At 65.0% G+C, this 15,508-nt stretch carries 11 protein-coding genes; 4 read left to right on the top strand and 7 right to left on the bottom strand.

What is annotated here, in order from left to right:
* Positions 1–23 precede the first annotated feature (23 nt).
* Genes VA599_RS15325 through VA599_RS15315 form a run of 3 tightly spaced genes read right to left on the bottom strand, consistent with a single transcriptional unit; the run spans position 24 to position 3,084 of the window.
* On the bottom strand, positions 24–1,301 hold the full coding sequence (locus tag VA599_RS15325; protein ID WP_346789362.1) for a DSD1 family PLP-dependent enzyme: 1,278 nt from the start codon (positions 1,299–1,301) through the stop codon (positions 24–26).
* Positions 1,298–2,689, bottom strand: a complete 1,392-nt coding sequence (locus tag VA599_RS15320) for a D-arabinono-1,4-lactone oxidase (protein WP_346789361.1) — start codon at positions 2,687–2,689, stop codon at positions 1,298–1,300. Before VA599_RS15320 ends, VA599_RS15325 begins: the two co-directional genes overlap by 4 nt.
* On the bottom strand, positions 2,686–3,084 hold the full coding sequence (locus VA599_RS15315; protein ID WP_104946242.1) for a c-type cytochrome: 399 nt from the start codon (positions 3,082–3,084) through the stop codon (positions 2,686–2,688). The genes VA599_RS15320 and VA599_RS15315 overlap by 4 nt, the downstream gene beginning before the upstream one ends.
* Positions 3,085–3,421: 337 nt before the next feature.
* On the opposite strand from VA599_RS15315, the gene VA599_RS15310 reads away from it, so the two are divergent.
* Positions 3,422–3,841 carry a hypothetical protein gene (locus VA599_RS15310; RefSeq protein WP_346789360.1) on the top strand — a complete coding sequence of 140 codons (420 nt, stop codon included), beginning with the start codon at positions 3,422–3,424 and terminating at the stop codon, positions 3,839–3,841.
* Between the two features lie 9 nt (positions 3,842–3,850).
* On the opposite strand, the gene VA599_RS15305 is transcribed toward VA599_RS15310, so the two are convergent.
* Positions 3,851–7,786: a bifunctional diguanylate cyclase/phosphodiesterase gene (locus VA599_RS15305; protein WP_346789359.1), complete on the bottom strand. Its 3,936-nt coding sequence runs from the start codon at positions 7,784–7,786 to the stop codon at positions 3,851–3,853.
* 192 nt (positions 7,787–7,978) lie between these two features.
* Positions 7,979–10,789, bottom strand: coding sequence for an EAL domain-containing protein (locus VA599_RS15300; protein WP_021477705.1), 2,811 nt, complete (start codon positions 10,787–10,789; stop codon positions 7,979–7,981).
* A gap of 263 nt (positions 10,790–11,052) precedes the next feature.
* Between VA599_RS15300 and VA599_RS15295 the strand changes: the two genes are divergently transcribed.
* The 3 genes from VA599_RS15295 (at position 11,053) to VA599_RS15285 (ending at position 14,073) form a co-directional block, all read left to right on the top strand.
* A complete protein-coding gene (locus VA599_RS15295; protein WP_231153096.1) occupies positions 11,053–12,372 on the top strand; it encodes a TRZ/ATZ family hydrolase in 1,320 nt (439 codons plus the stop codon).
* 4 nt (positions 12,373–12,376) lie between these two features.
* Positions 12,377–13,075 carry a bifunctional 2-polyprenyl-6-hydroxyphenol methylase/3-demethylubiquinol 3-O-methyltransferase UbiG gene (gene ubiG, locus VA599_RS15290; protein WP_021477707.1) on the top strand — a complete coding sequence of 233 codons (699 nt, stop codon included), beginning with the start codon at positions 12,377–12,379 and terminating at the stop codon, positions 13,073–13,075.
* A 329-nt stretch (positions 13,076–13,404) separates the two neighbouring features.
* Positions 13,405–14,073, top strand: a complete 669-nt coding sequence (locus VA599_RS15285; protein ID WP_346789355.1) for a GntR family transcriptional regulator — start codon at positions 13,405–13,407, stop codon at positions 14,071–14,073.
* A 62-nt stretch (positions 14,074–14,135) separates the two neighbouring features.
* Here VA599_RS15285 and VA599_RS15280 read toward each other — a convergent pair whose 3' ends face one another.
* Together VA599_RS15280 and VA599_RS15275 are read right to left on the bottom strand one after the other, a co-directional pair.
* On the bottom strand, positions 14,136–14,627 hold the full coding sequence (locus VA599_RS15280) for a dihydrofolate reductase (RefSeq protein ID WP_021477709.1): 492 nt from the start codon (positions 14,625–14,627) through the stop codon (positions 14,136–14,138).
* Positions 14,624–15,418: a thymidylate synthase gene (locus VA599_RS15275; RefSeq protein ID WP_346789353.1), complete on the bottom strand. Its 795-nt coding sequence runs from the start codon at positions 15,416–15,418 to the stop codon at positions 14,624–14,626. Before VA599_RS15275 ends, VA599_RS15280 begins: the two co-directional genes overlap by 4 nt.
* Positions 15,419–15,508 lie beyond the last annotated feature (90 nt).

Genomic DNA, 15,508 nt, shown 5'->3' with positions numbered 1-15,508 from the left:
GGCTGCTGGCCCTTCAGCCAGCCTTAGCCGGTGGCCGGCAACACCAGCCAGCTGTCGACGATGCGGCCGCCCTCGTACACGGCGATATCGCCGAACTGCTGCAGCACCGCCTCGCTCTGGCGCGGGCGGAAGAACACGGTGTCGTCGACCGCCAGCGCCTGCATGCCGGAGCCGACCAGCAACTGCTGGTTCGACGAATGGCCGTACAGCCCGCTGCTCGCCAACCCCGAGGGCGATGCTGGATCAGCCTGCCAGTTGCCGCCATAGATGAAATAGCCGCGCCGCGCATTGGCGTCCCAGCCGCCCGCCAGCCTACCCAGCCACTCCACGCCGTAAGGCAGTTCGAAACGCGGCAATGCCTTCAGCACCGGCGTGGCGATGAAACAGGCTGGCAGCAGATCGTCCAACGCAGGCAGGTCGAAATCGGAAGGCTTGACCATTGCCGAGCCCACCGCCACCTCGTTTTCCGGGCCGTCGCCGGGATAGAGCCGGTAAGTGGGCGAGCCGGCGGCGTTGAAGCACGGCTCGGCGGCTTGCCCCGCCGGATGCGCCCGCACTGCGGCAGCGAAAGCGGCATAGGTTTCGCGCGCGTGGCGCAAGGCCTGGCTCCGCAGCCCCGGCAGATCGGGGATCTTGGCCACGTGCGCGTCGTAGCCCATCAGGCCGGCCCATCGCAGCCGCGGCTCTTCGGCCACCATGTCCAGCATCCGCCGCAGCGTGGCGATGTCGGCGATGCCGCCGCGATGCAGGCCGACGTCGATCTCGAAGTTGAGCCTCATATGAAGATTCTGCCCGCGCGCCAACTCGCGGTACTGCGCCAGCCGCTCCGGCGTATCCGCCAGCCATTGCAGCTGCCGTTCCGGCCGAAAATCCGCGTCGGAAAACTGGCGGTAAAACGCCAGCGCGGCGGCGGCCGGCAATGGCTTGCCCAGCAGAATGTCGCGCTCACCCTTCGCCATCGCCTCCAGTTGCGGCAGGCTGAACAGCATCTGCCGCCGGGTGCCGGCCAGCGCCGCCGCCTCGGCCAGCAAGGCCGGGCACGGCAGCGACTTCACCACCACCCTGAGCGCCATCTTGCCGGCCAGATGACCCGTGACGCGCCGAATGTTGGCGCGCAGGCGCTCGCGGTCCAACACCAGCGTCGGCGCGGCGATGCCGGCCTGCCGCAGCGCCGCCTGCAATTGGCGGAAATAAGCGTCGTGCGGCGCGCCGCGCGCGGAGGGGCGCGCCAGCCAGACTGCCGCCGCGCCCGCGCCCAAAGCCGCCAGCAAGCGGCGCCGGCCGCGCGACGGCCCGCTCATGCGGCCACGCCGAACACGCGGCGCAGGTAGGAGTTGAGCAGCACGCCTTTTGGGTCCAGCTCCCGCCTCAGCTTCAGAAAGTCGTTCCAGCGCGGGTAAAGCGCAGCCAGTTCGGCCGCGCCGTACGGATGCAGCTTGCCCCAGTGCGGCCGCCCCTCGTATTTGCGGAAAACCGGCGCCAGCTCGGTCAGCAGGTAATCATGCGGCTCGCCGGCGGCGGCATGGACGGCGATCGAGCAGGAGTCGCGGCGGTAGAAAGGGCTGAGCCAGGCGTCGTCAGCCTTGACGAAGCGGAACTCCAGCGGGAAGAACACATCGTTGCGCCGCTCCAGCCGTTCGATCACCTCGCGCACGCAGGCGATGCCGGCCTCGCGCGGCACATGCCACTCGCTCTCGTTGAAGCGGGTGGGCCGCACGGTGGACAGCAGCCGCCAGGACTTGTCGAAGGCCTGCTCGCTCAGATTGGGATCGATCAGTTTCTGCGCGGTCCAGCGCCGCAGCGCCGGCATGCCTCCCAGCCAATCGCGCAGCCGGCGCAGCTCCAGCAGCATGTCCTCGTCGCCGGACTCCGGCCGCGACGCGGGTCCCGGCGGGCGGATGTCGTGGGTGATCGCCGCGGCGTAGCCGGTGAACGGCAGATAGTAGAACTCGAAATGCCGGTGCCGGCGCGCCAGCTCCGGCGCGACGTCCAGCATCTGCCCCGCCGGCAGCAGCCACAGCTTGCGCTGCAAGTAATAAGCAGGCAGCGTCGCCACGGTGGCGCGGGCGATCACGCCCAGGCTGCCCAGCGACACCCTCGCCGCCTGCAGCAGATCGTCGTCGCGGCCCTTGCCGCAATCCAGCGTCTCGCCGGACGGCGTCAGCAGCCGCAGCGCGCGAGCGTCGGCGTGCAGGGCCGGCAGGCCGGCGCCGGTGCCGTGGGTGGCGGTGCTGATCGCGCCGGCGAAAGACTGGACATCGACGTCCGGCTGGTTGCGCAGCGCCATGCCCTGCGCGTCGAGCAAGCGCGCCAGCAGGCCGATGCGGGTGCCGGCCTGCAAGGTGGCTTCGCCGGCCCCCGCGTCATGCGATAGCAGGCCGGACATCCGGTCCAGCGACACGATCTTGCCGGGCGTGGGCACCAGCGGGGAGAAGGAATGGCCGGCGCCGACGCAGCGCAGCGGCGTGCCAGACTGGGCCGCCTCGCGCAGCAGCCGCGCCAGTTCGGCCTCGTCGCCGGGCGTGGCCAGCGCCTGCGCGGCGCAGCTCTGCAGGCCGCTCCAGTTGCGCCAGCGATAACCGCCGGCGGGCGCGGCGGCCCGCGGTCCGGCCGCTTGAGCGGCCCAGGCGCCCAGCAACGCGCCGCCGCCCAGTTGCAGCAAGGCCCGACGATTCAGCGCCGGCCTCATCGCGCGCCCCCTTGCCCGCCGCCGGACATGAAGGCGATCAGCCGGGTGAACTCCTGGTCGCTGCAATCATTGCAATAACCTCGCGCCGGCATCGCGTTCAGGCCGTCGCGGACATGGGTCAGCAACAGCGGCATGCCCTTCTCCAGCCTGGCCTCCCAGGCCGGCGCGAAACCGGCCAGCGGCGCCTGGCTGGCCTGGTTGCCATGGCAGATCAGACAGGAGCGCTCGTACTTGCGCGCCAACTGCGCATCCATCGGCCGCAAGGTTTCCGCCCGCTGCAAATCGGCCGCCTGCGGCTTGATTTCCCCCCGCCCGCAACCGGCCAAAACCACCAGCCCGGCCAAGGCCATGCCGCGCCAATGCCGGCCCGCCATCGTCTTCCTGCCTGCCTCCATGCCGTCTCCTCGGATATCGGGATGTTGCGATGGCGCGCCCGCGGCGCCTCAAGCGCAAGCGGCCGGACAAGCCGGCCGCTTGATGACAATGGCTTCAATATACCTTCAGCGCGCCGTTAATGTCATTTTCATTTCCCGTCTTTTCTCCCTTCAGGAACCGCCGCCGCTCGGCTGGCGCGCCGCGGCGGCCGCAGGCCGCGGCTGTACACATTGTTACGGTTATGAACAGATACAAATCGCAATCAGTGGCTATCTTTCCTTTGCGATTGCGAAACAAACCGACGCCATAGTGCAAGCATGCGCAATACGCGTCCGTAACGTAAAAGGAAGACTTGCCATGAAACACGTGATGACCGCGGCGGTGCTGATCGCCGCCTCCCTGACCAGCCTGCCCAGCCAGGCGGGGGTCTCCATCAGCGTCGGCGAACCCGGCTTCTACGGCCAGATCGACATCGGCGGCTACCCGCCGCCCCAACTAATCAGCCCGCAACCGATAATCGTGCAGCCGGTGCCGGTGGCCGCGCCGCCGATCTACCTGCGCGTGCCGCCGGGCCACATGAAGCATTGGGACCGGTACTGCCGGCAGTACGGCGCCTGTGGTCGCCGGGTCTATTTCGTCCGCGACGACTGGTACAACCGCGTCTATGTGCCGCACTACCGCGAATACCATCATGACAACGGCCGCCACGAGGGATGGAAACGCGACCACCGCGACGACCGCCGCGACGAATGGCACGGCGACCATCGCGACCATTGATCCTCGCGCTCACTGGCCGGCGCTCAGTCCGGCCAGCGCCGTCCCGCCGGCCAGCCTGGCCGCCAACGCGTCTGCCGGCATCGGCCGGCTCAGCCAGTAGCCTTGCAGCACATCGCAGCCCAGCTCCGCCAGCCGCTGGGCCTGCGGCTCCGTCTCCACGCCTTCCGCCACTGTTTCCAGCCCCATCGCGTGGGCCAGGGAAATGATCATCTCCACCAGCGTCATCGCCTCCTCTTCCTCCAGCATGCGGCTGACAAAAGAACGGTCTATCTTCAGCGTCTGCACTGGCAGCCTGGCTAGATAAGCCAACGAAGAATGCCCGGTGCCGAAATCGTCCAGCGCGACGGAAACCCCCAACTCCCTCACCTGGCGCAGCGTGGCGATGCTGCTGTCGATGTCGGACATGATCTGGCTTTCGGTGATCTCGATATCGATTCCCGCCTCCAGCGGATGCATGGCCAGCACCGCCGCCAACGACTGGATGAAGTCCGCCCGCCGCAGTTGAAGCGGCGACACATTAACCGCGACCCTGGGCGCCGGCAACCCTGACGAGCGCCAGGCGTGATAGTCACGCGCGGCCTGCCGCAGCACCCAGTTGCCCACCTCGACGATCAGGCCGAGCTCCTCCAGCATCGGCACGAACTGGGCGGGGGAGATCATGCCCTGGCCCGGGCAATGCCAGCGCAGCAAGGCCTCCACACCCATGATCTGATGCCCTGACGCCGTGAATTTAGGCTGGTAATGAAGCTCGAACTGCTCCTGCTCCAAGGCCTGGCGCAAGCGGTTCCCCAACTCCAGCGCCGCCGCGGCCCGATCCGTCATTTCCTGCCGGTAGAACAGAAAGCTCTCGCTGCCCGCCTTCGCGCGCTTCAAGGCCGACTCCGCATGCTCCAGCAGCCCCATCGCGGCGGCGCCGTCGTCCGGATACATGGCGACGCCGAATTTGGCCGACAGGCGCAGTTCCTTATCGTCCAGACTGATCGCGGAATCCAGGCATTCGCGCCGCATCTGCTCCATGCCCAACACGGCCTCGTCCTCGCCGGCGGCCTGCGGCAACACCAGCGCGAACTGGTCCGGACCTATCCTCGCCAGCAGCGAGGGATCTTCCGTATGCGATAGCAATCGCTGCGTCAGCAGCTTCAGCGCCTTGTCCCCCTTGTCCCGGCCGAACACATCGTTGATGGATTTGAAGCTCTCAATGTCGAAAACCACGACCGCGAACCGCCGCGCCTCCTGCGCGGCGTCAGCCATCCGCTGAGCCAGACGCTCGCCCAGCAGGCTGCGGTTGGCCAAACCGGTCAGGCTGTCGTAATAAGCCAGGTAATCGAGGCGCTGTTCCTGCCGGATATGGTCCAGCGCATAGCCGATATCGCTGGCGAGCTCGCGCAACAGCGCCATCTCCTGACGATCGAAAGCGCCGACTTCGCAGGAGAACAGGGCCAGCACCGCAATCGCGCCCCCCTCCTCCACGATGGGCAGGCTGGCGATGGAACGCACGCCAATGCCGAGCAAGGACGGCGCCAGCTCCGTCATCGACGGATCGTTCTGCACATCGTTGCACACCACGATTTCCTTCATGCGCACGGCCCGACAGGCCGGGCGGTCGCGATGCGGCGAGTCCTCCTTCGCGCTCAGGCGGATTTGCCGAAGATAATTGCTGTCCTCGCCGCGGAAGGCGACCACCGCGCCGTTCTGCGTTTCCGGATCGATCACGCCCGCCCAGGCCATTTTGTAAGTTCCGACCTCCATCGCGATCCGGCAGATGCCATCGAACAATTCCTCCATCTTATGACAGCGGACAACCAGCGCATTGACACGGCTCTGCACCTCGTGCACCCGCGCCAGGCGCGCCACCCGCTGCCGCAACAGGGACTGCTGCAGGCAAACCGCCAAATGGCGGGCGTATGCCTGCGCCACTTCCCGCTGAACGTCGCCGAAAGCCCCTGTCATGTCGGACCCCAGGTTCAGCATGCCCAACAATCGCCCCTCCGCTGTCAGCGGGATGCGGACATAGGAACGCATGCCCTGCCGATACAAACGCTCCAGCGTCGGCGAGCGCCACGGCAGGGCGCCCAGATCCGTCTCCAGGCAGACCTCTCCCCTCTTCATGCACACCAGATCATTCATGCCGTAGCTGGCCAGGGTCAATTGCCGGCCGGGATCATAATGTGAGCCTGCCGCGCGCTCCACAGCCAGCACCCTGGCGCATTCCGCCTCCCAGTCGATCAGCATCGCCGTCGCCCCCCAGAACGGCACCAGTTGCCGCAGATTGCGCAAGCCTATCTGCGCAATCTGCTCGGCGCCGGCGTCTTCCAGGATGGCGCGGCTCAAATCATTCAGCGCCTCCAACTGCCGCATATGCCGCAAAATTTCAACCTGGCCCCGCTCGCGTTCGGAAATATCGCGCAGGATCGCCGTATAACCGCGCTGCCCATCGATGTCCTGCGAAGAGATGGACGCTTCCAGATCGAACAGCGTCCCATCCGCGCGCGCGCCCTGCACTTTGCCGAGCTGTCCCATGCGCCGGGGACTGGCGCTGCCGTCGCCGAAGCGCTGCATCAGCCGGCCATGCTCCGCGCGCATCGCGGTTGGCAGCAGCGCGTCCAGAGGCTGGCCCAGCATGGCCTGCTCTGGCTGGCCGAACATCTGCTCCGCCGCCGCGTTGAACGTCACGATGCGCAGCCTGCTATCCAGCATCACGATGCCATCCATCGCCGACCGCACCATGCCCGCCAGCCGCGCCTCGCTTTCCCTCAACGCCGTCTGGGCGCGGTGCCGCTCCGTCACATCCAGCGCCACGCCGTGCACGTGGGCTTCGCCGCCGAAATGGATCAGGCGGAACGACAGCAGCACCTGCGCAGCCGTGCCATCGCCGCGCAGCAGGGCCACCGGAGCGCCTCTCACCTCGCCCTCGCTTCGCAGCGCCTCGATCAGCTCGCGCCGGTTCCCGGCATCTTGCCAAATGCCCAGATCAAGCGTCGTGCGGCCCAATACCTGTTCCCGCTCAAGCTGCAGCAAATCCAGGAAGGCCTGATTCACTTCCTCCAGCGCGCCGTCCGCCATCCTCGAAATCGCCATCGCCACCGGACTGTCGGCGAACAGCGCGCGGAAACGCTCGTCGCTGTGCCGCAAGGCCTCCAGCGCCGCTTGCCGCCGCTCCAATGCCATGGCCAGCCTGGCGCGGGCGCGCAACTGCACCTCGCTCATCACGCTGAATAACACGCCGATCAGCACCAGCAGGCTGAGCGACAGCAATTGCGAAGCTGGGTCGGCCGGCACGCCGGAAAAAGAGGAAAGCGACAAAGCCGCGACAATGGAGGAAATCAAGACGATGGACAACAGTCCCGGCCCCAGCCCCCCAAGCAAGGCGCTCAAGCCGATCGGAATCAGAAACAGCAACATCAGGTGATGCTGGGATTTCAATTGAAACCGCAAATCCAACACCAACAGAGAGCCGCAAGCCGCAAAAAGATAGGCCAGCAACTGGCCATACCTGGGTTGCAGCAGCACGCAGTCGTCGTTCAGCTGATCCAGGCACAACTTCAACAATACAGCACAAGCCAGAATGAACGCCGCGTCCCATCCGGCGACCAGCCAGGCATACGTCCGCGGATTCGCCAGATGTATCAACGACACATCCGGCACGGCCATCGCCGCCATCACGGCCAACAGATACAGCAGCACCAGCCAGCCCATATCCCGTCGGGCCAGCGCCAGCAGGCCGCGCCCCAAACGCCCGAATTTGTGCAAGCCAGCCAGCCGTTCCACCCCCATCCCGCTCAGCAACAGATATAAAAAAGCTGAAGAGACGAAAGCAAACAAACCATCCCATCCCATGCCGCCGATGGGGTTGCCCGACGAGCCCCATTGCCCCATCAACAAATCCGGCACGATGATCCACACCGATGCGATCAACGCGTACGCCGTCACGATGATCCAATGCAAATTCCGCCTATTTGCCTCCATGCGCCCCCCGCGGAGAACTCCTCCACAACTCGATGCGGATTTTGTCTTTCCCTATGTTTCTTCAGTATGGCCGGCGATCGCGGCATGTCGAGCCGATCTTGGCCAGCCATGCCGGCCGCCAAGCAAAAAGCCCGCTTGCGGGCGGGCTTTCGGGAGCGGACACGTTTGGCTTCAGCTCTGGGGCAGCAGGCTGTCCTTGTGCAGCAGCTTGGCGAAGTCGTCGGCCGGCAGCGGCTTGGCGATCAAATAGCCCTGGACGAAGTCGCAGCCCTCCTGCTCCAGGAACTGCCATTGCTCCATCGTCTCCACGCCTTCGGCCACCACCTGCATATTGAGGTTTTTGGCCATGTTGATGATGGCGCGGGCGATGGCGCTGTCGTCGGCGTCATGCGGGATGTCGCGGACGAAGGAGCGGTCGATCTTCAGCTTGTCGGCCTTGAAGCGCTTGAGATAGGACAGGCTGGAATAGCCGGTGCCGAAGTCGTCGATCGACAGCCTGAGGCCCATGTTCTTCATATTGTCTATGGTCTGGATCGTGGCCTGGGCATCTTCCATGATGATGCTCTCGGTCACCTCGATGTCCAGCGCGTGGCCGGGCAGGCCGCTGGACTCCAGCGCGTGCTTCACCTGCAAAGCGAGATCCGGCTGGCGGAACTGCAGCGCCGACAGGTTGATCGCCAGCGTCAGCTCCGGCAGGCCTTCCTGGCGCCAAGCCACCAGCTGGCGCGTCGCCTCGCTGATCACCCAGTTGCCGATCTGCACGATGAAGCCGCGCTCCTCGGCCACCTGGATGAAGCGCACCGGCCCCAGCAGGCCCAGCGACGGATGGTTCCAGCGTATCAGCGCCTCGGCGCCGACGATGCGGCCGCTTTCCATCTCCACCTGCGGCTGGTAGTGCAGCACGAACTCGTCGCGCTCCAGCGCGAAGCGCAGCTGGCTCTCGATGGCCAGGATTTCGCGGGCGCGGGCGTTGAGGTCGGCGGTGTAGAACTTGTAGCTGTTGCGGCCCGACGATTTGGCGTGGTACATCGCCGCGTCGGCGTTGCGGACCAGGGTCTCGTAGTCGCGGCCGTCGTCCGGGTAGACGCTGATGCCGATGGACGGGGTGATGGTCAGCACGTGGTTGTGCAGCTCGATCGGGTTGGCGAACACGTCGCGCACCCGTTCCGCCGCCAGCGCGGCCTCGCCCGGGTCGGAAATCACCGGCAGCAGGATGATGAACTCGTCGCCGCCCTGGCGCGCCAGCATCTCGCCCGGCGCCAGCGCCGAGCGGATACGGTCGGCGGCCACCTGCAGCAAGGTGTCGCCGGCGGAGTGGCCCAGCGACTCGTTGACGGTCTTGAAGCGGTCCAGGTCCAGCAGCAGCAGCGCCAGCCGCTGGTTGTCGCGCACGACGTTGTGAATGGCCAGCTCGACGCGATCCTGCATGTGGATGCGGTTGGGCAAGCTGGTGAGCACGTCGAAATGGGCCAGGAACTGGATGCGCTCGTCGGCGGCCTTGCGCTCGGTCAGGTCGCTGAAGATCGCCACATAATGGGTGATCTCGCCCAGGCTGTTGCGCACGGCGTTGATCGCCAGCCATTCCGGATACACCTCGCCGTTCTTGCGGCGGTTCCACAGTTCGCCCTGCCAGGAGCCCTGCTCGGAGATGGACTGCCACATCTGCTCGTAGAACGGCTCGTCGTGGCGGCCGGACGACAGGATGCTGGTCTTCTGCCCCAGCACCTCGTGCTGGGTGTAGCCGGTGATTTCGGTGAACGCGCGGTTGACGCTGCGGATGCGGCGGTCGGCGTCGGTGATCATGATGCCCTCGACGGTGTTCTCGAACACCTTGGCCGCCAGTTGCACCCGCTCTTCGGCCGCGCGCTTCTCGGAGATGTCGCGCACCATCCGCCACACCGCGTTGATGCGGCCGAAGGCGTCGCGCATCGCCACCGTCTTGACGCTGACCGGCACCTGGTTGTCGAAGCGGTTCAGATACGTGGCTTCGAACTCGTCGCAATAGCCGAATCGCAGCACCTTGTTGTCGAGGTTGAAACGCTCCAGCGCCTCGCTCTCCTCGGCCACCAGGCTCCAGAAATTCTGTTGCTTCAACTGGTCCAGGCTGTAGCACATCAGGTTGAGGAAGGCCGGGTTGGCGTCTATCACCTGGCCGTCCAGCGAGCTGATGACGATGCCGTCCAGATTGGACCAGAACAGCTCGCGGTACTTGTTTTCCGAGCGGCGCAGCGCGTCCTCCACCTCGCGGCGGCGGGCGATGTCGGCCTCAAGCGCCAGCGTCTTGGCCCTGAGCTCGTCCACCAGGCGCTTCAGCTCGGAACGGGTCCACTCCAGGTGGGTGCCGAGGCGGCCCAGCTCGTCGCGGCGCGACCACTCGAACGGCGAATCCAGCTTCAGCTCGGCCAGCAGCCGCGCCTGCTCGGTCAGCAGCCGCATCGGGCTGAGGAAGCGCGAATGCAGGATGCTCATGATCAGCATGATGGACAGCACCAATTGCGCCGCCAGGATCATCAGGATGTTCTTCACCTGGTTGCTGAGCGCGATAGCCAGGTTTTCGTTGTCGAACTCCATCGTCACCTGGCCGATGGCCTCGCCGCGGTAAATCACCGGCTTTTCGACGTAGGACACGCTGCCGATGCGGCGCTCGCTGCGCACCGCTGACAGGAATACCTGATTGGACTGGGTGTCGGTGACGCGGATGGAAATCACGCGCGGATCTTCCATCACCGATGCGATCAAGGGATTGCCGGCCTGCCGGCTGAGATTCCACAACGGCTCCTGCATGCCCAGCGCGACGATATCCAATAGACGCCGCTGGTCGGTTTCCAGCTGCGTGGTCAGGTTATCCTTCTGAATATTGAAGCTGAGATAGCTGATGATGGAGGCGGGAATCAACAAGCCGAGTATTACGGCGATGAGAAACACATCCCTCAGATTCAGGCCAGTGCTGGCAGTGGATTTTTCGTCTGCTTGTTGAGCCATGTCGCGCTAGTCTTTGGTTCGCCGCGGGTCGCGGAAGATCGAATGCCTGAGTCCCATAATTCACAAGTGCAATCAGCAGTATACACCGGAGGCCGTCGGCTTTTCGCCGGAATATTCACCAGTCATCCGCCCTTATCATTTTCAAGCATATCTACAGCACAAATAGGCCAAATATAAAGAGGCCGCAGCAGCTCATTGCCTTGTCGCAATCGCAGGGCCTAAAATCGCACGACACTTTGCAACGGATCATCAGGATATCAGCCATGCCGCAGTCCCGTTATGAAAAGATTATCTCCGCCCGCTGGATCATCACCGTGGAAACTGACGGCGAAGTCCTGGAAAACCACGCCGTCGCCATCCGGGACGGCAAGATAGCCGCCATTATTCCAGCAGCCGACGCCGCCGGGCTAGAGGCCGACGAAAGGCTGGAGCTGCCCGACCACGTGCTGATGCCGGGTCTGATCAATCTGCACGGCCATTCGGCGATGTCGCTGCTGCGCGGCCTGGCCGACGACAAGGTGCTGATGGACTGGCTGACCAATTACATCTGGCCCACCGAAGGCAAGCACGTCCACGACGATTTCGTGTTCGACGGCTCGCTGCTGGCGATGGGCGAAATGATCCGCGGCGGCACCACCACCATCAACGACATGTACTTCTACAACGCCGCCGTCGCGCGCGCGGGCCTGGCTTCCGGCATGCGCACCTTCGTCGGCTGTTCGATTCTGGAATTCCCGACCAATTACGCCAGCAACGCCGACGATTACATCGCCAAGGGCATGGCCGAGCGCAGCCAGTTCCTGGGCGAGGATCTGCTCACCTTCACGCTGGCGCCGCACGCGCCCTACACCGTATCGGACGACACCTTCCGCAAGGTCGTGACGCTGGCCGAGCAGGAGGACATGCTGATCCACTGCCACATCCACGAAACCGCCGAGGAAGTGAGCAACAGCGTCAAGGAGCACGGCCAACGCCCGCTGGCCCGCCTGCAGCAGCTGGGACTGCTGTCGCCGCGGCTGATCGCCGCGCACATGGTGCACTTGAACGACGCCGAGATCGAGCTGGCAGCCAAGCACGGCATCTCCACCGCCCACAACCCGGCCTCCAACATGAAGCTGGCCTCCGGCATCTCGCCGGTGAGCAAGCTGTTGGCCGCCGGCGTATCGGTGGGCATCGGCACCGACGGCGCCGCGTCCAACAACAAGCTGGACATGCTGGCCGAGACCCGCCTGGCCGCGCTGCTGGCCAAGGTGGGCACGCTGGACCCCACCTCGGTGCCGGCCGCCGCCGCCATCCGCATGGCCACGCTGAACGGCGCGCGCGCGCTGGGCATCGCCGACAAGGTAGGCTCGGTCAAGGTGGGCAAGCAGGCCGACCTGATCGCCATCAATTTCGCCGAGCTGGAAACCGCCCCGGCATTCGACCCGATCTCGCATGTGGTGTACGCTGCCGGTCGCGAGCAGGTCAGCCACGTCTGGGTCAAGGGCCGCGCGCTGATGCGCGAGCGCAAGCTGACCACCCTGGACGAGAGCGATCTGAAGGCCCGCGCCGGCGACTGGCGCAACCGCATCCTGGCAAAGTAAGAGCATGAGCAACGTAGACGAACACGAAATCGACAAATTCAGCCAGCTGGCGCACAAGTGGTGGGACAAGGACAGCGAATTCAAGCCGCTGCACGAGATCAACCCGCTGCGCCTGGACTTCATCGACCGCCACGCGTCCATCGCCGGCAAAAAGGTGCTGGACGTCGGCTGCGGCGGCGGCATCCTGGCCGAGAGCATGGCGCTGAGGGGCGCGCAGGTGACCGGCATCGACTTGGCGAAAAAATCGCTGAAGGTGGCGCAGCTGCATAGCCTGGAGTCCGGCGTGCCCATCGACTACCGCTGCGTGCCTGTGGAAGAGTTGGCGGCCGAGATGCCGGCCAGCTTCGACGTGGTCACCTGCATGGAAATGCTGGAGCATGTGCCGGACCCGGAAAGCGTGGTCCGCGCCTGTTCCACGCTGGTGAAGCCGGGCGGCTGGGTGTTCTTCTCCACGCTGAACCGCAACGCCAAGGCCTATCTGCTGGCCGTGGTCGGCGCCGAATACGTGCTCAACATGCTGCCGCGCGGCACCCACGAGTACGCGCGCTTCCTCAAGCCGTCCGAGCTGAGCCGCATGGCCCGCCACGCCGGCCTCGGCCTGCAGACGCTGAGCGGCATGGGCTACAACCCCATCACCCGCATTTACTCGCTGAACGACGATACCGACGTCAATTACCTGATGGCGACCCGCCGCTCCGCCTGAGCGCGGCGCATCCAACAAGGCCCGGCCCAGCCGGGCTTTTCTTTTTCCCGCACGCTTGTTTCCGCCGACTTGTGAAAAATGGCAGAAAACGCCCATGCCACAAGTCAACACAACAAGAAAACATGCGTTTTAATCATCTGGTTGATATCATAGCCGCCCTCAACGCCGACGCGCATAATGCGCGCAACCGGCGCGGCATGGCAGTGCCGCGCCACGCGCGCCCGGGCTGGATACAAACAGGCAGACAGACAGGATACTGCCGGACAATCCGGCAGGATGCCGTACAATATCAAGAGAACGAGAAAATCAATTTCCGGAGATGATGATTCATGACATTCAAGGCCAATGACCTCTTGACCGAGCAGATCGCCCAATACCTAGGCAAGCAGATAATCCAGGGCGAGATGAAGCCGGGCGAGCGGATCCAGGAGTTGCGCATCGCTTCCGAGCTGGAAGTGAGCCGCGGCTCGGTGCGCGAGGCCTTGCTGATTTTGCAGCGCCGCCATCTGGTGGACATCTTCCCGCGCCGCGGCGCGATGGTGTCCAGCATCAGCGCGCGCGACGTGCGCGACTTCTTCGACTTGTGGTTCCTGCTGCTGGACCGCGTGGTGCAGAACCTGGCCGCCGGCTGGCAGAACGACGACCTGGCGCGCTTCATCGAGCTGATGGCGCTGCTGGAGGAAGACAACCGCCGCGACGACCTGCAGGCCTTCTACGAGCACGGCATCGAATTCCTGTCGGCGCTTTACCGCCACGCCGACAACCGCTACCTGACCGACACGCTGATCGACATGCTGCCGCTGACCCAGCGCTGCCTGTACGCCATCCTGCGCGCCGGCAAGAGCCAGATGGACCGCACTCACCAATTCCTGGAAAGCCTGCTGAAAACGCTGATCGCGCGCGACACCGGCCGCCTGAAGCAGATGATCATCGAATTCGGCCGTGACTATAGCCAGCTCGCGCAAAGCGCGGCGGAGGCGCTGGAAGGCGGCGTCTGACATCCGCCCGATCGAATGAAAAAAGGCTGCCGACGGCAGCCTTTGCTTTGCGCGCCCCAGCCTCAGCGGCGGCGGTATTCGACAAAGGCGTAAGGCAGCCCGTCGGCGCTGACCGCGGCCTCGCGCGACGCCTCGCGCCAGTCGTCCGGGTCGAACACCGGGAAGTGGGCGTCGCCGTCGTAGTCGCGGGCGATTTCGGTCAGGCACAGCCGGTCGGCCAGTGCCAACGCCTGGCGGTACAGGTCGGCGCCGCCGATCAGGCAGGCCTCGTCCACCGCGCCGGCCAGCGCCAGCGCCTCCTCCAGAGAATGAGCGGTTTCCGCGCCGTCCGCCCTCCAGTCCGCCTGGCGGGTCACCACGATGTTGCGGCGACCCGGCAGCGGCCGGCCGATCGAATCCCACGTCTTGCGGCCCATGATCACCGGCTTGCCCAGCGTGGTCGCCTTGAAATGCTTCAGATCTTCCGGCAGGCGCCAGGGCAGCTGGTTGTCCACGCCTATGGTGCGGTTGGCGGCCATCGCCGCCACCAGCGTCAGCATCGGCTTCTGGCTCATACCGCCACCTGCGCCTTGATATGCGGATGCGGATCGTAGCCTTCCAGCGTGAAATCGTCGAACGTGAAAGCGAACAAGTCTTTCACTTCCGGATTCAGCTTCATCGTCGGCAGCGGACGCGGTTCGCGTGTTAATTGCAACTGGGCCTGCTCCAGATGATTGCTGTACAGGTGCGCGTCGCCCAGCGTATGGACGAAATCGCCGGGCTGCAGGCCGCACACCTGGGCCACCATCATCGTCAGCAGCGCGTAGCTGGCGATGTTGAACGGCACGCCGAGGAAGATGTCGGCCGAGCGCTGGTACAGCTGGCAGGACAGCTTGCCGTCGGCGACATAGAACTGGAACAGGCTGTGGCAAGGCGGCAGCGCCATCTGGTCCACCAGCGCCGGGTTCCACGCCGACACGATCAGCCGGCGCGAATCGGGGTTCTTTTTGATCATGTCCAGCAGTTGGCTGATCTGGTCGATATGGCGGCCGTCCGGCGCCGGCCAGCTGCGCCACTGGTAGCCGTAGACCGGGCCGAGATCGCCGTTCTCGTCGGCCCAATCGTCCCAGATCGACACGCCGTTTTCCTTCAGATAGCGGATATTGGTATCGCCGGACAGGAACCACAGCAGTTCGTGGATGATGGAGCGCAGATGGCATTTCTTGGTGGTGATCAGCGGAAAACCATCCGCCAGATCGAAGCGCATCTGGTAGCCGAACACCGAGCGGGTGCCGGTTCCGGTGCGGTCTGCCTTGTCGTGTCCATGTTCCAGCACATGGCGCATCAGGTCGAGGTACTGTTGCATGTGGGCGATTCCGTCAATAATCAGATTATTGTACCGCTAGCGGCGCTGCCGCGCGAGGCGCGGGGCTGGCCGAGACCGGCCGGCATACGC

Origin of the sequence: Chromobacterium indicum, from assembly GCF_039708975.1 — a bacterium.
Taxonomy (GTDB): domain Bacteria; phylum Pseudomonadota; class Gammaproteobacteria; order Burkholderiales; family Chromobacteriaceae; genus Chromobacterium; species Chromobacterium piscinae.
Note: the sequence above shows the minus strand (reverse complement) of the source record. Positions and strands in the feature narration are given on the sequence as shown.